The sequence below is a fragment of the Megamonas sp. Calf98-2 genome, assembly GCF_900110235.1.
In the GTDB taxonomy this organism is placed as follows: domain Bacteria; phylum Bacillota; class Negativicutes; order Selenomonadales; family Selenomonadaceae; genus Megamonas; species Megamonas funiformis.
The window spans coordinates 19,658-42,918 of record NZ_FOCY01000016.1; the positions used below are offsets into that span (position 1 = coordinate 19,658).

Annotated in this window: 27 protein-coding genes; 10 read left to right on the top strand and 17 right to left on the bottom strand. The window is 33.9% G+C overall.

The window, feature by feature from the left end:
* Nucleotides 1–46 precede the first annotated feature (46 nt).
* From nrdR to obgE, 7 genes are all read right to left on the bottom strand, one after another.
* Nucleotides 47–517, bottom strand: a complete 471-nt coding sequence (nrdR, locus tag BMX03_RS06195; protein WP_008537218.1) for a transcriptional regulator NrdR — start codon at nucleotides 515–517, stop codon at nucleotides 47–49.
* Nucleotides 518–551: 34 nt separating this feature from the next.
* A complete protein-coding gene (locus tag BMX03_RS06200; protein WP_255361425.1) occupies nucleotides 552–1,508 on the bottom strand; it encodes a helix-turn-helix domain-containing protein in 957 nt (318 codons plus the stop codon).
* A 53-nt stretch (nucleotides 1,509–1,561) separates the two neighbouring features.
* Nucleotides 1,562–2,152, bottom strand: a complete 591-nt coding sequence (gene nadD, locus BMX03_RS06205) for a nicotinate-nucleotide adenylyltransferase (RefSeq protein ID WP_008537220.1) — start codon at nucleotides 2,150–2,152, stop codon at nucleotides 1,562–1,564.
* Between the two features lie 182 nt (nucleotides 2,153–2,334).
* Entirely contained in the window at nucleotides 2,335–3,606 is a 1,272-nt protein-coding gene (locus BMX03_RS06210; protein ID WP_018999446.1) for a glutamate-5-semialdehyde dehydrogenase, read from the bottom strand.
* An 18-nt stretch (nucleotides 3,607–3,624) separates the two neighbouring features.
* Entirely contained in the window at nucleotides 3,625–4,755 is a 1,131-nt protein-coding gene (proB, locus tag BMX03_RS06215; RefSeq protein ID WP_015563124.1) for a glutamate 5-kinase, read from the bottom strand.
* A 46-nt stretch (nucleotides 4,756–4,801) separates the two neighbouring features.
* Nucleotides 4,802–5,107: a ribosome assembly RNA-binding protein YhbY gene (gene yhbY / locus BMX03_RS06220; RefSeq protein ID WP_008537224.1), complete on the bottom strand. Its 306-nt coding sequence runs from the start codon at nucleotides 5,105–5,107 to the stop codon at nucleotides 4,802–4,804.
* Between the two features lie 149 nt (nucleotides 5,108–5,256).
* Nucleotides 5,257–6,543 (bottom strand): GTPase ObgE, encoded by a 1,287-nt coding sequence (gene obgE, locus BMX03_RS06225; protein WP_008537225.1) that lies wholly within the window; start codon nucleotides 6,541–6,543, stop codon nucleotides 5,257–5,259.
* 203 nt (nucleotides 6,544–6,746) lie between these two features.
* Here obgE and BMX03_RS06230 point away from each other — a divergent pair, with 203 nt between their 5' ends.
* The 10 genes from BMX03_RS06230 to BMX03_RS06275 all read left to right on the top strand — a co-directional run bounded on the left by BMX03_RS06230 (nucleotide 6,747) and on the right by BMX03_RS06275 (nucleotide 15,231).
* A complete protein-coding gene (locus BMX03_RS06230; protein ID WP_051081857.1) occupies nucleotides 6,747–7,517 on the top strand; it encodes a WecB/TagA/CpsF family glycosyltransferase in 771 nt (256 codons plus the stop codon).
* Nucleotides 7,518–7,640: 123 nt separating this feature from the next.
* Entirely contained in the window at nucleotides 7,641–8,279 is a 639-nt protein-coding gene (locus BMX03_RS06235) for a phosphatidylserine decarboxylase family protein (RefSeq protein WP_022228228.1), read from the top strand.
* Nucleotides 8,279–8,992, top strand: coding sequence for a CDP-diacylglycerol--serine O-phosphatidyltransferase (pssA, locus tag BMX03_RS06240; protein ID WP_091694391.1), 714 nt, complete (start codon nucleotides 8,279–8,281; stop codon nucleotides 8,990–8,992). The genes BMX03_RS06235 and pssA overlap by 1 nt, the downstream gene beginning before the upstream one ends.
* A 25-nt stretch (nucleotides 8,993–9,017) precedes the next feature.
* A complete protein-coding gene (locus BMX03_RS06245; protein WP_008537231.1) occupies nucleotides 9,018–10,247 on the top strand; it encodes a glycosyltransferase family 2 protein in 1,230 nt (409 codons plus the stop codon).
* Nucleotides 10,248–10,385: 138 nt separating this feature from the next.
* Entirely contained in the window at nucleotides 10,386–10,763 is a 378-nt protein-coding gene (queD, locus tag BMX03_RS06250) for a 6-carboxytetrahydropterin synthase QueD (protein WP_008537232.1), read from the top strand.
* Nucleotides 10,756–11,505 (top strand): 7-carboxy-7-deazaguanine synthase QueE, encoded by a 750-nt coding sequence (locus BMX03_RS06255; RefSeq protein ID WP_015563118.1) that lies wholly within the window; start codon nucleotides 10,756–10,758, stop codon nucleotides 11,503–11,505. Before queD ends, BMX03_RS06255 begins: the two co-directional genes overlap by 8 nt.
* A gap of 16 nt (nucleotides 11,506–11,521) precedes the next feature.
* Entirely contained in the window at nucleotides 11,522–12,292 is a 771-nt protein-coding gene (surE, locus tag BMX03_RS06260; RefSeq protein ID WP_091694394.1) for a 5'/3'-nucleotidase SurE, read from the top strand.
* The gene (locus tag BMX03_RS06265; RefSeq protein ID WP_015563116.1) at nucleotides 12,276–13,517 is read left to right on the top strand and encodes an adenosylhomocysteinase; all 1,242 of its coding nucleotides are present in this window, start codon (nucleotides 12,276–12,278) and stop codon (nucleotides 13,515–13,517) included. The genes surE and BMX03_RS06265 overlap by 17 nt, the downstream gene beginning before the upstream one ends.
* Nucleotides 13,518–13,532: 15 nt before the next feature.
* Nucleotides 13,533–14,810 (top strand): amidohydrolase, encoded by a 1,278-nt coding sequence (locus tag BMX03_RS06270; protein ID WP_015563115.1) that lies wholly within the window; start codon nucleotides 13,533–13,535, stop codon nucleotides 14,808–14,810.
* Nucleotides 14,811–15,009: 199 nt separating this feature from the next.
* Nucleotides 15,010–15,231 (top strand): helix-turn-helix domain-containing protein, encoded by a 222-nt coding sequence (locus tag BMX03_RS06275; RefSeq protein WP_008537237.1) that lies wholly within the window; start codon nucleotides 15,010–15,012, stop codon nucleotides 15,229–15,231.
* 104 nt (nucleotides 15,232–15,335) lie between these two features.
* On the opposite strand, the gene sdhB is transcribed toward BMX03_RS06275, so the two are convergent.
* From sdhB to BMX03_RS06325, 10 genes are all read right to left on the bottom strand, one after another.
* Entirely contained in the window at nucleotides 15,336–16,091 is a 756-nt protein-coding gene (sdhB, locus tag BMX03_RS06280) for a succinate dehydrogenase iron-sulfur subunit (RefSeq protein ID WP_008537238.1), read from the bottom strand.
* Nucleotides 16,091–17,890 (bottom strand): succinate dehydrogenase flavoprotein subunit, encoded by a 1,800-nt coding sequence (gene sdhA / locus BMX03_RS06285; RefSeq protein ID WP_091694397.1) that lies wholly within the window; start codon nucleotides 17,888–17,890, stop codon nucleotides 16,091–16,093. The genes sdhB and sdhA overlap by 1 nt, the downstream gene beginning before the upstream one ends.
* 31 nt (nucleotides 17,891–17,921) lie before the next feature.
* On the bottom strand, nucleotides 17,922–18,539 hold the full coding sequence (locus BMX03_RS06290; protein ID WP_015563111.1) for a succinate dehydrogenase/fumarate reductase transmembrane subunit: 618 nt from the start codon (nucleotides 18,537–18,539) through the stop codon (nucleotides 17,922–17,924).
* Between the two features lie 192 nt (nucleotides 18,540–18,731).
* Nucleotides 18,732–19,304, bottom strand: coding sequence for a Fe-S-containing hydro-lyase (locus BMX03_RS06295; protein WP_015563110.1), 573 nt, complete (start codon nucleotides 19,302–19,304; stop codon nucleotides 18,732–18,734).
* 22 nt (nucleotides 19,305–19,326) lie between these two features.
* The gene (locus BMX03_RS06300; protein ID WP_008537243.1) at nucleotides 19,327–20,172 is read right to left on the bottom strand and encodes a fumarate hydratase; all 846 of its coding nucleotides are present in this window, start codon (nucleotides 20,170–20,172) and stop codon (nucleotides 19,327–19,329) included.
* Between the two features lie 462 nt (nucleotides 20,173–20,634).
* Nucleotides 20,635–21,111 (bottom strand): metallophosphoesterase, encoded by a 477-nt coding sequence (locus BMX03_RS06305; protein ID WP_091694401.1) that lies wholly within the window; start codon nucleotides 21,109–21,111, stop codon nucleotides 20,635–20,637.
* On the bottom strand, nucleotides 21,108–21,704 hold the full coding sequence (locus BMX03_RS06310; RefSeq protein WP_091694404.1) for an XTP/dITP diphosphatase: 597 nt from the start codon (nucleotides 21,702–21,704) through the stop codon (nucleotides 21,108–21,110). Before BMX03_RS06310 ends, BMX03_RS06305 begins: the two co-directional genes overlap by 4 nt.
* Entirely contained in the window at nucleotides 21,704–22,450 is a 747-nt protein-coding gene (gene rph / locus BMX03_RS06315; RefSeq protein ID WP_091694407.1) for a ribonuclease PH, read from the bottom strand. Before rph ends, BMX03_RS06310 begins: the two co-directional genes overlap by 1 nt.
* A 39-nt stretch (nucleotides 22,451–22,489) precedes the next feature.
* Entirely contained in the window at nucleotides 22,490–22,903 is a 414-nt protein-coding gene (ruvX, locus tag BMX03_RS06320; protein WP_008537247.1) for a Holliday junction resolvase RuvX, read from the bottom strand.
* Nucleotides 22,904–22,909: 6 nt separating this feature from the next.
* The gene (locus tag BMX03_RS06325) at nucleotides 22,910–23,185 is read right to left on the bottom strand and encodes an IreB family regulatory phosphoprotein (protein ID WP_008537248.1); all 276 of its coding nucleotides are present in this window, start codon (nucleotides 23,183–23,185) and stop codon (nucleotides 22,910–22,912) included.
* Nucleotides 23,186–23,261 lie beyond the last annotated feature (76 nt).

Genomic DNA, 23,261 nt, shown 5'->3' on the forward strand with positions numbered 1-23,261 from the left:
TGATAATAAATAAGAAAAAAGCTCACAAAAGTGAGCTTGAATAAATTTATTTTAGTTTATCTTTATTCATAGAATTAAGATTTTCTAATTCTTGCTTGAAATTATCGATATCTGAGAATTTACGATAAACAGAAGCAAAACGAATATAGGCAACTTTATCGAAAGTCTTGAGATGTTTCATGACGATTTCACCAATAATCTTGCTGGGAATTTCATGTTTCATCGTATTGCAGATTTCGCGTTCAATATCATCAGCTAATTTGATGATTTTTTCAGTAGGTATATCTCGTTTATAACAAGAGCGAATAATACCTTGGAGAATTTTTTCTTTAGCGAATACAGCACGACTACCATCATTTTTTATGACCATTAAAGGTACTTTTTCTACAGTTTCATAAGTGGTAAATCTTTTTCCGCAAACTGTACATTCGCGGCGTCGTCTTATAGAATTACCATCATCAGTAGTACGGGAATCTACTACACGGCTGTCGGGAGCTGCACAGAATGGGCATTTCATAATATCACCTCTAAGTAAGTCTGTAAATTTTTAATTATTTTGCTTGTTGCTGAGTAGCATTTTGAGCATTGGCAGCAGGTGCGTTTTGTGCATTATTAGCAGGAGCTGGATTTTGTGGTTGAGCTGTAGCTGGTTGCTGATTTTGAGCATTTTGTGCATTTGGAGCAACGAAGGACTTAGTTACAACAGCACCTATATCACCTAATTTGCCAACTGGTTGATTGTTGAATGTAATATCAATAGCACCAGCATTACCTACAGTAATATCTATTTGATTATTACCTTTCCAATTTAAATTGCTACCTTTTTTTACAGTTTCAGAAAGAACAACGTTACCATCAACTTTTACTTCAGTCCAACAATCTTCATTGAATACAGCTGTTACTTCAGCGCCATTTACAACTGGAGCTGGAGCAGGTTGTTGAGCTTGTTGCTCTGGTTGTTGTGTAGATTCCTGCTGTGTAGTATGTACAGGAGCTTTAGTATCAGAAGTATCTTGGCTAGATAAAAAGAATACTGCACCGCCGATTATAACAATTAAGATGATAATAACGAGAAAAATATTTTTTTTGCTATTGGATTTAGTTGGTTGCAAATATGCTTGATTGCTAGCAAAAGAGTCTATTTTAGGAATGTTTTTTTCTTTAGTTGGTTCAGCAGTTTTTTCAGTTATTTTTTCTTCAACTTTTGGAGGTTGAGCAGGAGAAACAGGTTGTTCTTGAACTTGATTAGTTGGTTCTACTTCTTTTTCAGAGGTAGACGCATTTTTTTCTTTTTTGTATTGCTCAATAAGTTCTAGGCTGTTTAAACCTAAAAATTTACCATATGTTTTGATAAAACCTTTTAAAAATACTTCACCTGGAAGCTTATCATAATCACCATCTTCAATGGACTTTATATATAATTTACGTATATTAGTACCTTGTTCTACATCTTCTAATGATAATTTCTTTTGTTCACGTGTTTCACGTAATAAATCACCTAACATCATGGTTCTCCTTCTCTAAGTGTAATTTAATTATAAACATTATACAATAAGCTTGTTTATAAATAAAGTTCTTCTTTACGAATATATTGCTGAACTTGTTCTGTAGTTATATATTGTATAGAATATCCTTTTTTTATACGTTGTCTAATATCTGTAGAAGATATTTCAAGTTCAGGTGTTTCTAGAAGTGTTATATTGAAGTTTTTAAAATGTTGTTGAATGGTAGTTAAATCTAAAGTATAGCTTGGTCGTTTTGTAGCAATGAATTTGCAACTTGCAAGCAGTTCATCAATTTTATGCCATGTAGGTAAATCGTTGATACAATCAGCACCGATAATAAAATAAAAATCAGTATCTTCACCATAGATAGTTTTAAGCGCTTTTATCGTATCTATGGTATATGATGGACCAGAACGTTCCATCTCAATAGAAGATACTTCAAAATGAGGATTGGAGCAAGTTGCAAGTAATGTCATATTAAAACGATGTTTAGCCGAGGTCATTACACTGTGTTTATGAGGGGGATTAGCTGAAGGAATGAAGATAACTTTATCTAGTTTAAATTCATCCCAAACAGCTTCCGCTATCATTAAATGTCCGACGTGAATTGGGTCGAATGTACCACCCATAATACCTATTTTTTTCATGATAAATATCTCCAAACTTTAATAGTTTTAATAGAAAATATATATTAAAATAAGGGAAAAAATTATAGATAAAAATATAAATAAGAAAAAAGCACGACTATAATCTAAAATATCATGATGACCTTTTGGAGTGGAATAATATTGTTTTAATAATTTTAGACAATTAGATAAATATTTAAACATTAACGAATTTGACCTTCACCATAAATTAAATATTTCATGGTAGTTAAAGCTTCTAGTCCCATTGGTCCACGTGCATGGAGTTTTTGTGTACTAATGCCGATTTCTGCACCAAAACCAAATTCATTTCCATCAGTGAAACGTGTAGAAGCATTTACATATACAGCAGAAGCATCTACTAATTTTTGGAATTTCAAAGCGTTATTATAATTAGTTGTGATGATGGCTTCAGAATGACCACTACCATAAGTATTGATATGAGAAATAGCCTCATCAATATTTTCAACTATTTTTATAGAAATGATTAAATCTCCATATTCAGTAGACCAATCTTCTTTGGTAGCTGTTTTTAATTCAGGGCAAATAGCCAAACATTTTTCACAGCCACGAATTTCAACTTTAGCCTCTGATAATTTTTGACAAATCATAGGAAGATATTCGTTGGCAATTTTTTGGTCAATTAAAACTGTTTCTATAGCGTTGCAGACTGCAGGACGAGAAGTCTTAGCATTGAGAATGATTTTTGTAGCTAATTCTAAATCAGCAAATTCATCAACAAATACATGACAAATACCTACACCAGTTTCAATTACAGGAACAGAACTATTTTCAACTACACGTTTTATTAAGCCAGCGCCACCACGTGGAATGATTACATCAACATATTTATTTAAACGCATCATCACATCTACAGCCTCATGTTCTGTTATGCTGACAAATTGAATAGCTCCATGAGGAATACCTGCACTATAAGCAGCTTCAGCTAAGATGGAAGCTAAGATTTTATTTGAATGAATAGCTTCTGAACCGCCACGTAAAATCACAGCATTACCAGATTTTAGGCAAAGTCCTATAGCATCAGCTGTAACATTTGGACGAGCTTCATAAACTATGCCAACAAGACCAAGTGGTACACGAATACAGCGAATATCTAAGCCATTAGGACGACGGCAAGACATGATGCCATTACCAACAGGGTCGTTTAAATTAGCAATTTGACGAAGACCATTAGCCATTTGAGCAATTCGTTCTGTAGTCAAAAGCAATCTATCTAGCAAAGAAGCAGATAAGCCTTTTTGGCGACCATTTTCCATATCGATATTATTTTCTTCTAAAATAATCGGAGTTTTTACTTCTAAAGCATGTGCCATAGTGAGCAATGCTTTATTTTTTTCTAACGAAGATAATGTAGCCAATTTTTGAGAGGCTTTTTTTGCCATCATTGCTTGATTAGTAATGATTTCTTTTATATCTATTTGTGCATTTGAACTCATATAATCACCTTTTTTTAATTAGACCATAATAACCATATTATCACGATGAACAGCTTCATCAAATATTGGTGAATTGTCCAATAAAATATTTTTAAATTCGTCGGAGTGTAAACCTTTTAATTTTTGTAGCGTTTGAGAACTATAATTTACACTGCCACGAGCAATTTCACGACTAGATTGAGATAAAATACGTACAGTATTTCCCTGTTTAAATTCACCTGCTATAGCTAAAATGCCTACAGCTAGTAAACTAGAACCAGAAAGCACAGCTTTTTCACAGCCTTCGTCAACAATGATATCGCCAGCTATTTGTTTGCCAAAAGCAAGCCAAGATTTGCGTTGTTTAAGATGAGTTTCTTTAGCAGGGAAGATAGTGCCTAGCTCTTCACCTTTTAATAAACGACGTAAAACATCATGTTCTGAACCTGAGGCGATGACCATTGTACAGCCGGAATTAATAGTTATTTTAGCCGCTTTGATTTTAGTACTCATTCCGCCTGTTCCCATAGATGTACCAGCACCACCAGCCATATTTTCAATTTCAGGAGTGATATGTGGTACTTCATGGAGAAGTTTTGCGTTTTTATCTTTGCTTGGATTAGCAGTATATAATCCATCAATATCGGATAAAATTATTAAAGCGTCAGCATCTACTAAAGTTGCAACAGTTGCAGATAAAGTGTCATTATCGCCAATTTTTAATTCATCAACAGCAACAGCATCATTTTCATTGATGATAGGAATTACCCCCATGGATAATAAAGCCATCAAAGCGTTGCGTGAATTTATATATTGAGAATATTGACGAGAATTTTCTTTAGTCAATAAAACTTGAGCTACTATTTGGTCATATTCTGCAAATAATTTTTCATATATATGCATCAATATTCCTTGACCTACAGCAGCCATCGCTTGTTTTTCGGGAATACTTGCTGGTCGAGTATTTTTCTTCATACGTTCAAGACCTGCACCTACAGCTCCTGAAGAAACGAGAATTATTTCTTTTCCTTGATTAGCTAAATCGGAAAGTTCACGTACTAGATGTTCTATTCTTGAGATATTTAATTTTCCTGTATCATAATTTAAAGTACTAGTGCCGACTTTGATTACAATACGTTTGGCTTTAGTTAATTCTTGACGAGGTAACATAATCTTTACTCATTTCATTATTTATATTTTTATTTGTTAAATTATATTATTTAGGAAGTTCGATTTTTGGTTTTTTGAAATTGCGACGCCATAAAAGACCGTTACGACCAATGACTTGAACTAAATCACAATTAGTGCGTTCTGCTAAAGTAGTGATAGCAACTTCAATATCTTCTGGGCAGTTTTGAAGAACACGAACCTTGATGAGTTCACGTTTTTCAATAGCTTCATCAGCACTGTTTACAACAGCAGGAGTGATGCCTTCTTTGCCGATTGGAACGATTGGCTCTAATGTCATACCTAAAGAGCGTAAAAATCTTTTTTGTTTACCTGTGAGTGTGTTTTTTATCAATGAAAAATCCTCCTATAAATAAGTTTTAAAATTAAATAATTTTTTAGTGGGTATAATTAAGTTTTTACCTAATTAAAATACCCACTAAAATAAAAATTCTTTATGTGATTTGCTAATTTAGAAATTTAAATTAAAACAATAGCGATATATTATTGTCTATATTCAAATTCCATTTCACCAATATATACAGTATCGCCTTCTTTAATACCTTTAGCGCGAAGTTTTTCATCGATACCTTTTAATCTCCAAATATATTGGAAACGACGAATTGCTTCATCATTGCCAAAGTTAGTCATGGCAACGAGTTTTTCTAAAGATTTACCAGAAACGATAAAGCCTTGACCTGTCATATCACGTTTGATAGTGATATCATCAGCGTCATCTTCTTGAGCATTGTAAATTTTTTCTGCATTATCTTCTTCATCTACTTCTTCAACATAATCTTGAAGCATTTGATATACATAACGCATTAAATCTTGAAGACCTTCTTTAGTTGCTGCAGATACAGGGAAAACTTTTAAGCCTTCTTTTTCAGCCATTTCTTGAATTCGAGCTAAGTTTTCACTAGCTTGTGGTAAATCAAGTTTATTAGCTGCGATTACTTGACTGCGTTTAGCAAGTTTTGGGCTGTATAAAGATAATTCTTTATTTATTTTGTAGAAGTCTTCTACAGGGTCGCGTCCTTCAATGCCAGAAGCATCTAAAACGTGAATGATAACTTTTGTGCGTTCAATATGACGTAAGAAATCATGACCAAGACCAACGCCTTCAGAAGCTCCTTCGATAAGACCTGGAATATCAGCCATTACAAAGTTTTGAGCATCTCCAAGACTTACTACACCTAAAACTGGAGTTATAGTAGTGAAGTGATAATCGGCAATTTCAGGGCGAGCTGCTGATACACTTGCGATGATACTAGATTTACCAACACTTGGATAGCCTACTAAGCCGACATCAGCTAATAATTTCAATTCTAAAAGAAGTGTTCTACCTTCACCAGGTTCACCGAGTTCAGCAAATGTAGGAGCACGATTAGCACTAGTGGCGAATTTAGCATTTCCACGACCACCGCGACCGCCTTTAGCAACGATTGCTTCATCACCTTCATTTACGAGGTCAGCTAAAACTTCACCTGTTTCAGCATCTTTGACTAAAGTACCAGCTGGCACTTTGATAATGCATTGAGGTGCATTTTTACCATATTGATTTTTTATATCACCATTGCCACCGTTTTTACCAACGAATTTGCGATGATAACGGAAATCTAAAAGTGTATTCATATTGCGGTCAACTTTTAAAATGACGTCAGCACCACGACCGCCATCACCGCCACTTGGTCCACCTTTAGGTATGAATTTTTCACGGCGAAAAGCAGATTTTCCGTGTCCACCATCGCCTGCTTTTACAATAATTTTTGTTCTGTCAATAAATTGCATTTTTTCCTACCTTATTAAAATAAAATTAATATTAAATTACCAAAAAATATTCTATGGCACTAAACATACCAAAAAAATAATAATTTGTAAAGAGTATAGCAAATTTGTAGTATAATATAAATAGGATAGGTTTTGCAAGTATAATTGATAGATATTTCATTGATGTATATAATTCTTTATGCTAAAATATATATTTGTGAATTATGGACTTTATCATAAAAAGTTATAAAAAAGGAGAGTTTCTCTTGGAGTTTCGTAAAGCAGATATATTAGGAGTGAGAGTCGCAGCTTTGACCATGGGTGAAGCTGTGAAAACAGCTGAAGCTTTTATGGACAGTGAAAAACCGCATTTGATAGCAACTGCTAATGCAGAGATGATTATGCGAGCAACACATGATACTGAATTGAAAGAAATTTTAAACACTGCTGATTTAGTAGTTCCCGATGGTGCAGGTACAGTTTGGGCTTCTAATTATTTAGGAGTGCAAATGCCAGAGAGGGTAGCAGGTTTTGATTTAGTACAAGCTTTATTTGCTAATGCTCCTGCGAAAAAAAGACGGATATTTTTCTTTGGTTCTGCTCCAGGTGTAGCAGAAAAAGCAAAAGCAAAAGCAGAAAAAGATTATCCAGGTATTCAAATAGTAGGAACACGAGATGGATTTTTTACAGCTGAAGATGAGGCTGAAATAATTGCTCAGATAAAAGAAGCTAAGCCAGATTTATTATTGGCAGCTTTGGGCGTGCCAAAACAAGAAAAATGGCTAAAGGCGCATATGCAGGAATTGAATTGTCCACTATGCATAGGCGTAGGTGGTACATTTGATGTTATGGCAGGTGTTATGAAAAGAGCACCACTTTGGATGCAAAAAGCCAAATTAGAATGGTTATTTAGGGGTATGCTACAGCCAAAACGCATAGGCAGATTGATGGCTTTGCCACGATTTGTAATGGCGGTGAAAGCTTCTAAAAAATAATAAATAATTAACTAAATAAATATATAAAATATAAATAGTATAGATAGACAAACATTTTAGGATAGCATATAATGTTTTTAAGGGTTTTTAGTAATTTTTCAATTTTTCATAGGAGGGGTTGGAGTGTTAAGATTGCCCATTGTTAAAGAAGGGTTTCCGTTTATTGGTATTGGTGTAGTAATTACCTTTCTTTTGGGTTATTTTGTGCATCCTGTAGTTGCTGTTTTTCCTGCGGTATTAACGTTATTTTTTACGTATTTTTTTCGCAATCCACGTCGCAATATTCCACAGGGAAAAGATATTTTAGTATCTCCGGCAGATGGGACAGTGATGGAAGTATCAGATGTAGATAATGATGAGTTTATAAAAGCTCCAGGTCGAAAAGTAGTAATATTCTTATCAGTATTTAATGTACATGTAAATCGCAGCCCAATTGCAGGCGAAATAAAATGTCAGCAATATAGTTGTGGAAGATTTGACCCTGCATATAAAAAAGATGTAGGTTTTGAAAATGAACGTCATATGATAGGTATTGAAAATGAGGATTTGCGTATAACTGTAACGCAAATTGCAGGTATTTTAGCTCGCAGAATTGTTTCTTGGGTGACTTTAAATGATGGACTTTTTAAAGGCGAATTATACGGTATGATTCGCTTTGGTTCTTGCACAGAAGTTGTTGTACCAAAAAATGTAGAATTATTAGTAAAAAAAGGCGACAAAGTTGTCGGTGGAGAAACAATTATTGGGAGGATTAAAGAGTAATGAATTATAGAGTAATCATACCAAATCTGTTTACTTCTAGTAATTTAGTTTTTGGTATGTGTTCAATTATTTCCACATTTAATGGAAATATATTCTGGGGCGCTGTATTCATCTTATTGGCATTAGTAGCTGATGGTTTAGATGGTAGAACAGCTCGTTTTTTTGGTGTTAGCAGTGAAATGGGTAAAGAGATGGACTCTTTATGCGATTGTGTTTCCTTTGGTGCAGCACCAGGATTTTTAGCATATAGTTTTGTTATGTATGAATTTAGTTATTTTGGTTGGATAGCTGTGATTTTTTACGCTGTGTGTGGCATGTGGCGATTAGCTCGTTTTAATGTAAATGCTTCCGTAATACATGGCTATTTTATGGGAGTACCTATTCCAACTGGCGGTTGCTTAATCGCCACATGGATTTTATTATCCACGCATTTAGGTATTACACCAGCTATGCAAATTGATACATTGGGATATTTTTTACCTATTTTAATTATGTTTGTAGGATATTTATTGGTTAGTACTTTTAAATATCCAGATTTTAAGGGCAAAGGCGAAAAAATTAGCAAAGTAGCATTAGGTATAATAGCTATTTTTGCTATTTGTGTATTGTATTTTGGTCGCGATGCTATAGGATATGCAATTTTGTTTGATATCTTTATATCTTATGCATTGTTAGGTATTTTAAATACTATATTTTCTTTAGGTCGTAACTAAAATAAATAACTAAAAGGGGATTTAAATGTATATTCTCGATTGGATTATGGTGCCAATTCAGATAATAATTTTCTTATTTACAGTTTATTATTTTTTAATAGGTGTAAATGGTCTGTGGCGCAAAAAGGAAAAGAAAATTTTAACACCACAAAAAACTTTTGCAGTAATTGTGGCAGCACATAATGAATCTGCAGTAATTGGTCAATTAGTGGATAACTTAAAAATGTTAGATTATCCAAAAGAACTATATGATATTTTTGTAATTGCTGATAACTGTACAGATAATACAGCTCAGATTGCACGCGATTGCGGAGCTATTGTTCATGAACGTTTTAATGATAAAGAACGTGGTAAAGGCTTTGCAATGGAATGGATGTTTGCTAGATTATTTGAAATGAAACGTAAATATGATGCAGTGGCAATCTTCGATGCAGATAATTTAGTAGATAAACGCTTCTTATTAGAGATGAATAATCGCTTATGTAAAGGGGATAAATTAGTACAAGGTTATCTTGATGCGAAAAATCCTTATGATACATGGGTTTCCGGAACTTTTGCGATTGCCTTTTGGGTTATTGACCATATTTGGCATTTAGCGAAAACAAATATTGGTTTATCTTCTGTACTTGGTGGTACAGGTATGTGTATTACAACAGACGTTTTGAAAAAACATGGTTGGGGTGCTACTTGCCTTGTTGAAGATATGGAATTTACCATGAAATCTTTAGCAGAAGGTATAAAAACAACATGGGCTCATGATGCGATTGTTTATGATGAAAAACCACTTACTTTTAAACAATCTTGGAACCAGCGTAAACGTTGGGCACAAGGTCAATTTGACGTGGCACATCGCTTTATTCCGAAGATGTTAAAAGAAGGTATTCGTCGTCGTGATATTCGTATTTTAGATGGTTGTTTACATTTATTACAGCCTCATTTCTTATTGATTTCCACATTCTTTGTCATCTTATCATATGTACAGATGGGATTAGGATATCCGTTATTTACAAATATATATCAATTTTTACCATCTAGTTTGCTAACTGTAATTACTATGGGGCAATATATTTTACCTATTATTATTTTGGCAAAGATACATGTTAAATGGAAAGCATGGTTTTACTTAATTTTATATCCAGTGTTTATTTATAGTTGGATCCCAATTGTATTTTTAGGATTTTTAGATAGAAATAAACATGAATGGTCACATACAAAACATACTCGTGCAGTTAGTTATGATGAATTGACTCGTTAATTTAAGAAAAGAACTATTAGATTAAACTAATAGTTCTTTTTTAGCTATATAAATAAATTATTATAAAATTTTTATAGTAGATAAATATATGGTATAATTTTTATATTAATTTTATTAATTATTAAGGAGGAAATTTTTTTGTTTGAATTAGTAGTAAATGGAGCTTTTGAAGCAGCTCATCGCTTAGTAGATTATCCTGGAAAATGCAACAGATTACATGGTCATAGCTGGACTGTAGAGATGTCTGTCAGTGGAGATAAATTAGATAATATTGGTATGGTTGCAGATTTTAAAGTATTAAAATCTATGTTAATGGAAGTATTAGATGCTATGGATCATCAATACTTAAATGAATTACCTCAATTTAAAGAATTAAATCCTACAGCAGAACATTTAGCTAAATATATTTATGAAACAATTGAAGCAAATGATTTATTTAAAACTAATTGTAAATTAAATTATATAAAAGTATGGGAATCACCAAAAGCAGCAGTTATATATAGAAAGGATGCTTAATTTGCAAGCAGGAGTATCAGAAATTTTTTCTTCTATTCAAGGCGAAGGAAAATATGTAGGTTGCAGACAATTATTTATTCGTCTTATTGGTTGCAATATGGATTGCCCTTATTGTGATACGGATAAATTGGCACATAGTAATTTAGTTCCATGTGTTTTAGAAAAATGTGAAGGATATGAAGGCGATTTAGAATTAAAAAATCCTTTGGATTTAAATGACATCATGCCTTATATCAATTATCGTTTACAACAGCCACATCATTCTATCAGTATTACTGGTGGAGAGCCGTTATTATATCCACAGATTATCTTAGAATTAGCTAAAAATCTAAAGCCATTATCTATACCATTATTTTTGGAAACAAATGGTACTTTGGTGAAACAATTAGCTCAAGTTATTGATGAAATAGATATAATCAGCATGGATATGAAATTGCCGAGCGATATTGGTAAAGCTTATTGGCAAGAGCATGAAGAATTTTTGAAATTGGCTAGTAAAAAAGATGTTTATGTAAAAATTGTAGTTTCCAATGAGTCTACAGTTGAAGATTTTGAAAAAGCATTATCCATCATAAAAAATATTGATGAAAATATTTTATTAGTTTTACAGCCAATTACACCATTAGGAGGATTGCATGAAGCTCCTCCAGAAAAAATGCTCAAATGGCAAACTAGAGCAATGCAAGTATTGAAAAATGTTAGAGTAATACCACAAACTCATAAAATGATGAACCAATTATAATATTGATGAGGTTTTTATGAAGATTTTATTAGTTAACGATGATGGCATAAAAGCCGAAGGCTTAAAAGCTATAGCTAAAGAGTTATCTTTAAAACATGAGGTTTTTATTGTAGCACCGATGACAGAGCAAAGCGGAATGTCGCAGGCTTTGACTATGGGTGTTCCTTTGCATGTAGAAACTGTGGATATGAAGATGAAAAATGTAACGGCTTATGCTGTGGAAGGAACACCAGCAGATTGTACTAAATTAGCTTTGGAATTTTTATTAAAAGAAAAACCAGACTTGATAATTTCAGGTATAAATAATGGAGCTAATTTAGGAACAGATGTGCTTTATTCGGGAACAGTAGGAGCGGCTTTAGAAGGATATAATCATAAAATATCTTCTATAGCCCTTTCTGTATCTAGTAAATCAAATGTATCATTTTCAACGATTGCAAAAGTAATGGCAGATAGGATTAGTTTTTTTTATAATACTGATAAATTATTTATGTATAATATAAACTTCCCTAAAAGCTTGAAAGATAATAAAATAAAATTTGTATTTACTAAACATGGGCGTCGTATTTATGAAAATGAATTTGATGCTGTGATTTTAGATGATGGCTCTATAGCGTATAAAATGCAAGGGCGAGCTAAAGATATAGGCAATGATGAATTTACAGATATTGAAGTTGTAAAAAATGGTTATATATCAGTTACGCCTTTACAGATAGAGCGTACTGATTTTAGTAAATTAGAAACTTTAAATAATTTAGGAGGAATTCTTAATGGAATCAATGATTAGAGATATTAAACTTGCACCATCAGGTCATGATAAAATTGCATGGGTAAAAAACTTTATGCCTGTACTTCGTTCTATAGATGAAGAGTATAGCAAAACAAAACCTTTTGCTGGTAAAAAAGTAGTTATCACTATGCACTTAGAAGCTAAAACTGCATATTTAGCTTTAGTATTTAAAAATGCAGGAGCAGAAGTTATCGCTACAGGCAGTAACCCACTTTCTACACAAGATGATGTTGTAGCTGCACTTGTTGAAGACGGCGTAACAGTATATTCTTGGTATAATTGCACAAATGAAGAATATGATATGTTCATTGATAAAGCATTAGATTGCAATCCAGATATGATTATTGATGATGGTGGCGATTTAGTAGCACGTATTCATAATGAACGTCCTGAATTAATTGATAGAATTATTGGCGGTAGCGAAGAAACTACAACAGGTGTTATTCGCTTAAAAGCTTTAGCTGAACAAGGAAAATTAAAATTCCCTATGATTGCAGCAAATGATGCATATTGTAAATATTTATTTGATAATCGCTATGGTACAGGTCAATCCACTTGGGATGGCATCATGCGTACCACAAATTTAGTAATTGCAGGCAAAACAGTAGTAATTGCTGGTTATGGCTGGTGTGGTAAAGGTGGAGCTATGCGTGCTAAAGGTCTTGGTGCGAATGTAGTTATCACTGAAGTTGACCCAATTAAAGCTATTGAAGCAGTATTTGATGGCTTTAGAGTAATGCCTATGGAAGAAGCTGCTAAAATTGGTGATATCTTCTTGACTCTTACAGGATGTGATAATGTCATCAATGAAAAACATTTTGCACTCATGAAAGATGGCGCAATGATGGCAAATTCTGGACATTTCGATGTGGAAATCAACAAAGTGGATTTACTCAAAAATTCTGTATCTCATCGTCCTGTTCGTAAAAATATTGAAGAATATGTACAAAAAGATGGACGCAAATTATATCTTTTAGCTGAAGGCCGTTTAGTTAACCTTGCAGCAGGTGATGGACATCCAGCAGAAATCATGGATTTATCCTTTGGTGTACAATTCTTCTCTGCACTTCATATTTTGAATCATCATCAAGAAATGGAAAATAAAGTATATTTAATGCCAGAAGAAATCAATACAAAAATTGCTCAAATTAAATTAAAAGCTCTTGGCGTAGAACTTGATGAATTGACAGAAGAACAAAAAGCATATTTAGCAAAAGCATAATTAAGAGGTTTAAATATGAATATTTTAATAAAAAATGCTAACGTTTTATTAGCTGATGGCAAAGTAAAAATTGCAGATATTGCAATTAAAGATAGCGAAATTTTAGCTGTAGAAAATATACCAGAAACATTTAAAGCAGAAAAAGTGATTGATGGTACAGATAAATTAGCAACAGCTGGTTTTGTTAATGCACATACACATGTATCCATGACTTTATTGCGTAGTTATGCTGATGATATGAAGCTTATGGATTGGTTAGAAAATAAAATATGGCCAATTGAAGCTAAAATGAAAAAAGAAGATATTTATTGGGGTGCTATGCTTGGTATCGCTGAAATGATAAAAAGTGGTACAACTACTTTTGCTGATATGTATGGCGATATGGACCAAGTAGCACAGGCTTGTATTGATACAGATATTAGAGCAGTGCTTTCCCGCGGTATTATTGGTGTAGCTCCAAATGGCAATCAAGCATTAGAAGAAAATAAAATCTTATTTAGAGATTTTAACAATGCTAATGATGGCAAAATAACAGTTATGTTTGGCCCTCATGCACCATATACTTGCCCTCCAGATTTTCTACAAAAAGTAGTGAAAGTTAGTGAAAAATATAATGGAGAAATTCATATTCATTTAGCAGAAACTAAAGGTGAAGTAGAAAATTGTTTAAAAGAATATGGCAAAACACCTATAGCTTTAATGGAAAAAGTAGGTATTTTAGACCGTGGCGTATTAGCTGCTCATTGTGTTCATTTAACAGATGAAGATATTCAAATTATGAAGAAATACAATGTACGTGTAGCGCATAATCCAGGAAGCAATATGAAACTTGCCAGCGGTGTTGCTCCAGTTCCACAATTATTAAAAGCAGGAGTTTGTGTAGGTTTAGGTACAGATGGAGCTTCTAGTAATAATAATCTTGATATGTTAGAAGAAATTAATTTAGCAACTTTACTGCATAAAGTAAATACTTTAGACCCATTAGCTGTGCCAGCTCTTGAAGGTGTAAAAATGGGAACAGAATACGGTGCTAAAGCTGTAGGATTAAATAATGTAGGCTTAATCAAAGAAGGATATAAAGCCGATATCGTTTTATTTGATATGTCTGCTCCACAATGTTATCCACGTCATGATTTAGTATCTTTATTAGCGTATAGCATGAATGGCTCAATGGTTGATACAGTATTAGTAGATGGTAAAGTTTTATTAGAAAATAGAGCTTTTACTATTATTGATGAAGAAAAAATTAAATATGAAGCTAATCGTTGTGCTATGAATTTAACATTGCGTTAAAATTTTTATAAATTATAAGTTAAATAACCATAGTTTATTGATTTGTGCTATACTAAAACCATAAATAAAAATAAATAATAAAATATTATTTAGTATTTAGATAATGAGATGTATGTTTTTGATTACAAACAAAGCTACTTTTTATTTGCAATTGGGATTATTCACCCCATTATCCAATATTGAAAGGAAGCTTTGTATTATGACAATTAAATATAATATTTGCGAAAAAAGACATGAAAAAAAGATGACTCAGAAACAATTAGCTATGAGAGCAGGTATTAGTACAGCTATGGTTAGCTTTATAGAAAATGATAAACGCCAACCAACTTTTTTAGTAATAGCGTCTATTGCAAAAGCTTTAAATGTAAAATTAGATGAATTAGTTGAGATAAAAGACAATTATCATTACTTTAGACAATAAGATATGAAAGAGAAAACAGCACCTTTTAAGGTGCTGTTTTTTGATAATAAAAAGGAGTTAGTTTTAAACTAACTCCTTTTGTTATTTGATTGATATATCTTTTATTATTTATCAAAGATATTTTTGAGAGCCTGTTTATTTACATCACGGTTTAACTGAGCAAGATAAGTAGTTAATTTGATGTGTTTTGGACAAGCTTCTACGCAGTTTTGGCTGTTACCGCAGCTAGTGATACCGCCTTTTTCCATAAGAGCATTAAGACGTTTTTCTTTGTCAAATTTACCATATGGATGTAAATTGAAGAGATAAGCTTGAACTGTTGGAGCAGGTCCGATGAAGTCAGACTGTGGACCAACGTTAGGGCAAGCTTCTAAGCAGCAACCACAAGTCATGCAGTGGGAAATTTCATATGCTGTAGCAGCAGTATATGGGTTTTGAATTGGAGCTTCACGATTTTCCCAGCTACCATCAACATTAATCCAACCTTGGATACGTTTGAGGCTTTCAAACATAACGCTACGGTCGATTAAGAGGTCACGGATTACAGGGAAAGTACGAGCTGGAGCAATGCGGATTGGTTGAGGAAGTTTGTCGATAAGAGAAGCACAAGCTTGACGTGCACGACCGTTAATAACCATCATACAAGCACCACATACTTTTTCTAAGCAGTTGCATTCCCAAACTACAGGAGTAGTTTTTTTGCCATCTTTAGTTACAGGGTTTTTCTGAATTTCCATTAAAGCTGCAACTACGTTAAGTGCAGGACGATAAGGAATTTCAAATTCTTCTGTGTAAGGTTTGCCAGTAGGGCTATCTTGACGTTCAATAATCAAATGAACAGTTTTTTTAGTATCTGCCATTATTTTTTGCCTCCTTTAGTAACATCATAACGACGTGGACGAGGTTTAACTAAGGAGTGATCAAAATCGATATAGCTGATTTCTGGTTCACAAGTTTCAGGGTTCATTCTAACAAGTGTAGTTTTTAAGAAATGCTCGTCATCACGGTTAGGGAATTCTGGTTTGAAGTGAGCACCACGGCTTTCATCACGCATACGAGCTGCTTTACAGATAGCAAGAGCGTAGATGATCATGTTGCGAAGCTGACGTACGAACATAGCTTCTTGGTTGGCCCAGCGACTAGTATCAGTAAGACCGATATGATCCCATTTTTTGAGGATTTTCTTAACTTCTTCATAGCAATATTCAAGGTCTTTGTTAATACGTTCAATTGTGCAGTAACGAAGCATGAGCTCGCCTAATTCCATATGGAGTTTATGAGCGTTAACGTCGCCTTTCATATTCATGATTTTTTCAAATTCATCAACAGTCTGTTGTTTTGCTGCAGCAAGTTCTGCATCAGTAAGAGCAGCACCATTATCTTCAGCAATAGTTTTACCTTCAATTGTCCAAGCGGAATCACCGTTAGCCCAACGAATAGCTTCTGGACCAGAAACAGTACCAGAGTGAGCAGCGGAAAGAAGGGAGTTAGCACCAAGACGGTTAGCACCATGGTACTGATAGTCACATTCGCCGGAAGCGAATAAACCAGGAATATTTGTTCTGTGTTTACGGTCTACCCAAATACCACCCATGGAATAGTGAACGGAAGGGAAGATCTGCATAGGAACTTTACGAGGGTCGTCACCAACGAATTCTTCGTAGATTTCCATGATACCAGCGAGTTTACGGTTTAAGTAATCTGCATCAATGTGGGAAAGATCGAGGTATACACGATTTTCGCCATTGATACCAAGACCCATGTGTACGCAAACTTGATAAATTTCACGAGCTGCGATATCACGAGGAACGAGGTTACCATAAGCTGGATATTTTTCTTCGAGGAAGTACCAAGGTTTGCCATCTTTGTAAGTCCAAACACGACCACCTTCACCACGAGCTGCTTCAGACATAAGACGGTTTTTATCTTCGCCTGGAATAGCTGTTGGGTGAATCTGAATGAATTCAACGTTACCTAGGTAAGCACCTTCTTGGTATACATCGGAAACAGCAGAACCGTTACAGATTGTAGAAGCTGTACATTTACCGAAAATAACACCAGGACCACCTGTTGCTAAGATAACTGCATCAGATGGGAAAGCTTCAATTTCCATGGAATTCATGTTCTGAGCAGTGATACCACGGCAGATGCCTTCTTTGTTTTTAATGATGTGAACGAATTCCCAGAATTCGTATTTTTTAACTTTGCCTTTTACTTCAAGTTTACGAACTTGTTCATCAAGAGCATATAAAAGCTGTTGACCAGTAGTAGCACCAGCGAAGCAAGTACGTTTATGTTTTGCACCACCGAAGTTACGAAGGTCAAGGTTACCTTCTGGTGTACGAGTGAAAGGAACACCCATGCGGTCGAACATTTTAATAAGTTTTGGAGCGTTTTCGCACATACCTTTAACTGCTAATTGGTCAGCAAGGAAGTCGCCACCATAAATTGTATCATCGATATGATCCCAAACAGTATCATGTTCACCTTTGGAATCCATACAAGCATTAATACCACCCTGTGCACAGAGGGAGTGGGAACGTTTTACTGGGCAATAAGAGAATAAGTCTACAATACCGCCAGATTCACAAATTTTAATCGTAGCCATAAGACCGGATAAACCGCCACCGACAACGATGATTTTTTTTGTAGATTTCACGTGAGTCTCTCCTTATATCAGAATTTATAGATTAAAACCAGTACATGCTCATGAAAGCAATTGTTAAAAGGGATAATACTACAAAGATTGCCATGAATACACGAGAGAAGAAAGTCTGGATACGAGGACCTTTTGCAATACCCCATGTCATAGTGAATGTAGTAAGACCGTTAAAGAAGTGGAAAATAGATGCAATCATAGCGATTGTATAAGCACCCCATACAATCGGATTTTGGAAATAAGCTTGTAATAATTCGAAGGAAATAGGAGTACCGCCACCTTTTACCATAATGCGGAGATAAACAACATGCCAGATTAAGAAAAGGAAGATAATAACAGCAGTTATTCTTTGGAAATAGAAATTCCAGTTGCGAGCATAACCATAGCTTTTTACGTTATTTTTAGCTTGCATTAAAATGTACAAACCATAAAGACCATGGAAAAGGAATGGAACTAAAATGAAGCAAATTTCCAAAGGAAGCATAATTTCATGTGGAATAGATGCAAGATGCTCAACTGCTGCATTGAATGGAGCTGGTCCACCTAATACCATAGAGTTTGTAAAGATATGTTCGAGTAAGAATAAACCTACAGGAACAATACCGCAGAGGGAATGTAATCTGCGAATATAAAATGTTGTGTGAATCATCCTTGAACCTCCTGTACTTTTTAATTTTCATAGGGAAAATTTACACACCTTATGACATGCTTAAAAAAGCTTCCATATATTAATTATATGTAATATAAATGATAGATGGCTATCCCCGTGTGTCTCACGGTTCGCAAAATAAACTGAGCTCCTCCTAGAAGATAATAAAGGAGCTCAGGATTTTGTTAATTATTAAAGTTTATCCATATCTAAAGTGCGATATGGAGCCTGACCCATTTCATAGAAATTATTACCTTCAGAGTCAATAACTACGATTGCAGGGAAATCTTCAACAGTAAGAGCTGCAAGTGCTTCAGGACCAAGTTCTGGATAAGCGATTACTTCATATTTTTTTACGCATTTGGAAATAAGTGCAGCAGCACCACCAACAGCGGCAAAATAAGTAACACCATTTTTCTTCATGGATTCGATAACAGCTTTATCACGAGAACCTTTACCAATCATACCTTTAATACCCTGTTCGAGCATTGTAGGAGTATAAGCGTCCATACGACCAGAAGTTGTAGGACCGCAAGAACCAATTGGATTACCAGGTTTAGCTGGAGTTGGTCCAAGATAATAAACAATTTGATTGTTCCAATCAATTGGAAGTTTTTCACCACGAGCAAGTGCTTCTGTCATAACTTTATGAGCAGCATCACGTGCGCTATAGATAACGCCAGAAATAAGAACGCTATCGCCTACTTTTAATTTACGAGACTGTTCTTCAGTCAAAGGTGTTGTAATGCGAATTTTATCAGCCATTTAAATATACCTCCTGAATAAATTATAATACGCGTTTAGAATGACGGCATGCATGGCAACAAATTGTTACAGCCACAGGAAGGCCAGCGATATGAGTAGGACCCCATTCGATATTAACAGCAAGAGCACTTGTTGTACCACCGAGCTGTGGACCAATACCTGTCTGGTTGATTAATTCTAAAAGCTCTTCTTCAAGTTTTGCATATTCAGGATGAGCATTACGAACATTAGTTGGACGAAGTAATGCTTTTTTAGACATAACAGCAGCACGGTCCATAGTACCGCCAATACCAATACCAACAACCATTGGTGGGCAAGGATTGCAGCTAGCATGAAGGATAATATCCATAACTGCTTTTTTAACGCCTTTTACACCATCAGCTGGTACAAGCATTTTTAAGCCAGATTTATTTTCGCTACCGAAACCTTTTGGTTCAACTTGGATAGTTAATTTATCGCCAGGAACGATTTCTGTGTAGATAACAGCTGGTGTATTATCTTGAGTATTTTTACGATCGAAAAGTGGTTCAGCTACAACGGATTTACGTAAATAACCTTCAGTATAACCTTTAGCTACACCAGCATTGATAGCGTCATTTAAGTTGCCGCCTTCAATGTGAACATCTTGACCTAATTCAACAAAAACAATAGTCATACCAGTATCTTGGCAAATAGGTCTGTCTTCTTCTTTTGCAATTTTTGCATTTGTGATAATTTGGTCGAGTACTTCTCTTCCTACTGGAGATTTTTCACTAAGTCTACCTCTTTCTAATGCGGCAAACACATCTCCTGGTAAATAGTAGGCAGCTTCTTTACACATCTGCGCTACTTCTTGAGTGATTTGTTCTGCTTGGATTGTACGCACCATAACCCCTCCAATGGATTAAAATATTTAGTCATTGTTTTATTAAACTTCCTAAATTTAGGCAATCCCCATTAATGACTAATGGTTAAGGACATATTTTTACTTAATAAGTATATATTTTTTAAGTAGAAAATTTTTAAATAAATAAGAATTTATCTATTTTGAGATCTGTCCCATCTCTAATAAATTAACTCTCACCACTGGTTAAAAGTAGTGGGGGATTTATCACGAACAAATTGGATAAAATATCTTCATGTAATGAAAATTTTAGCATATTTTTGAATGTCTTTCAACACCTAAAATGGCTGGAAGCCTTAATATTATTAAAGTTGAAGGATGTTCACTTTTATAAATAAAATATATTTATAGACTAAAAAATATAAAAAGTTATTTATTTTAGTACATAATTTTATTAAATAAATATATAAAATCATTATAAATATTTATCTTAAATATAAAAAACTTTTATTTTAAAAATATGCGTTGAAGATTTATTTTTTCATTATTTGTATCAATTATCATGAAAGAAGGGTCTAGACCATCTCGAGGTTCAGAAACACTTCCTGGATTAATGATTACTTTATCATTTATATGCTCTTCGTTACCTACATGACTATGACCATAAACTATTATATCTGCACCTAATTTAGAAGCTTGTTCATATAGATATTTAGTTGTCCATTTTACATTATATTTATGACCATGGGTCAAAAATATTTTTTTACCAGCAATTTCTACTAATATTTCTTTTGGCTTAGTGGAAAACCAATCTATATTACCAGGAACAGCATATACAGGTTTTTTAGATACATCAGCTAAATAGCTAGCATCATCAATACTATCGCCAGCATGAAGCCAACAATCTACATCGTCAGCTAGACAAATTGCATCATCAATAGCAGATAGATCATGATGACTATCACTCATAATTCCTATTTTCATTTTAAATATTCACCTAGTTGGATTTCCATTTCACGTAGTGCTTTGCCACGATGACTAATATTATTTTTTTCTTCAATAGTTAATTCAGCCATAGTTTTTTGTAAATCAGGAACAAAAAAATATGGGTCATAACCAAAGCCATTATTTCCTTGAGCGAAAATGCAAATGATACCTTCACATTTTTGAGTACAAGTTAATGTTTTGCCATCAGTATCTACAAAGACTAAAGAACAAACATATTGAGCAGATGATTGTTCTACATTTTTTTTCTGTAGCTCTTCAATCATTTTTTTATTATTAGCTAAATCATCTGCATGATAACCAGCAAATCTAGCTGAATAAATACCAGGAGCTCCATCTAAAATATCAATGGTTAAACCTGAATCATCTGCTAAACAAGCATAGCCTGTTTTTTGAGCGTAAAATTTTGCTTTTTTGATAGCATTTTCTTCAAAAGTGGTACCATCTTCAACAGCATCAGGTAAAGGACCAAATTCACTTAAAGAATGAAGTTCTATAGGTAAATTTTTAAATGCATTTATCATTTCTTTTATTTTGCCTTGATTTTTTGTAGCTACAATAATTTTTTTCATCATGGAATCCTTCCTATTTTCCAAACTAAGTCATTACCTAAAATATCTTTTTGATAAGAGATTAATTCATCAATACCTTTTTGAGCATAGGCGAGCATTTTACTGAATTGTTCATGTGTAAAAGGTTGTTTTTCACCAGTACCTTGAATTTCTACAAAATGGCCTTCTCCTGTCATTACGATATTCATATCAGCTATAGCAGTAGAATCTTCTTCATAACATAAATCTAATATAGGTTCATTATCTTTAGAGATACCTACGCTTATGGCAGCCATGAAATCTTTTAATGGAAATGGTTTTTTAGGGTCGTAGATAGTGGCTAAAGCTTCAGCTAATGCAACAAAAGCTCCAGTGATTGAAGCTGTTCGCGTACCACCATCGGCTTGAATTACATCACAGTCAATAATGACTGTTCTTTCACCTAAAGCTTTAAAATCCATAACACTGCGAAGGCAGCGTCCTATAAGACGTTGGATTTCCTGTGTTCTGCCATTTTGTCTACCACGAGAAGCTTCTCTAGGAGAACGGGTCAATGTTGCTGATGGAAGTAAGGAATATTCAGCATTTAACCAGCCTGTACCGCTACCACGTAAAAATGAAGGAACGCCATCTTGAATAGTAGCAGCACAAATTACTTTAGTATTGCCTGTTTCAATTAAAACAGAACCAGCTGGATATTTTTGAAAGTATTTTGTTATTTTAAAACGACGCAATTGGTCTGCATTTCGTCTATCAATTCTAGTCATATAAATAAAAAGTCTCCAAATGAAATCATAAAATTTAAGTTATTTTAAACTATCAAGATAGCCCTGTAAAATAAATACAGCAGCCATTTTATCAATAACTTTTTTGCGTTTTGCACGGCTGACATCAGCTTCTAATAAATAACGGTCAGCAGCAACAGTAGATAAACGTTCATCCCAAAAGATAATTTCAGCATCAGGAATATCTTCTAGGATTTTATCTGTAAAATGTTTTACAATATCGCATCGTTCGCCAACTGTACCATTCATATTTTTAGGTAAGCCAACGACAAATTTTTTAGTTTCGTATTGTTTGCTTAATTCACGAATACGAGCTAAATCATGTTTATAAGATTTACGGCGAATTGTTTCCACACCTTGTGCTGTGAATAAAAGTTCATCACTTACGGCAATGCCAACAGTTCTATCACCGATATCAAGGGACATTATTCTCATAAATATTTATTCACCTTTTTTTATATTCTCATTGTTTTCTAAATAGAAACGTACAAGTTCTTCTAGTAATTCATCTCGTCCTAGTCTACGAATTTCATTTCTAGCATTTTTGTTACTTGTGATATAAGCTGGGTCATCAGATAAAAGATAACCAACTAATTGATTGATTGGACTGTAACCTTTTTCGAGCATAGCACGGCAAGATAAGCAAAGTGCTTTTGCTGCTTTATCATCATCTGCACCAAAATTAAACATCATAGTTTCATCTTTAATGTTGGACATAATAATCACCTCAAAATATCTATATATTGTCATATAGTAGATTAATTTATAATCTATGTACTAATTATAACAAAAA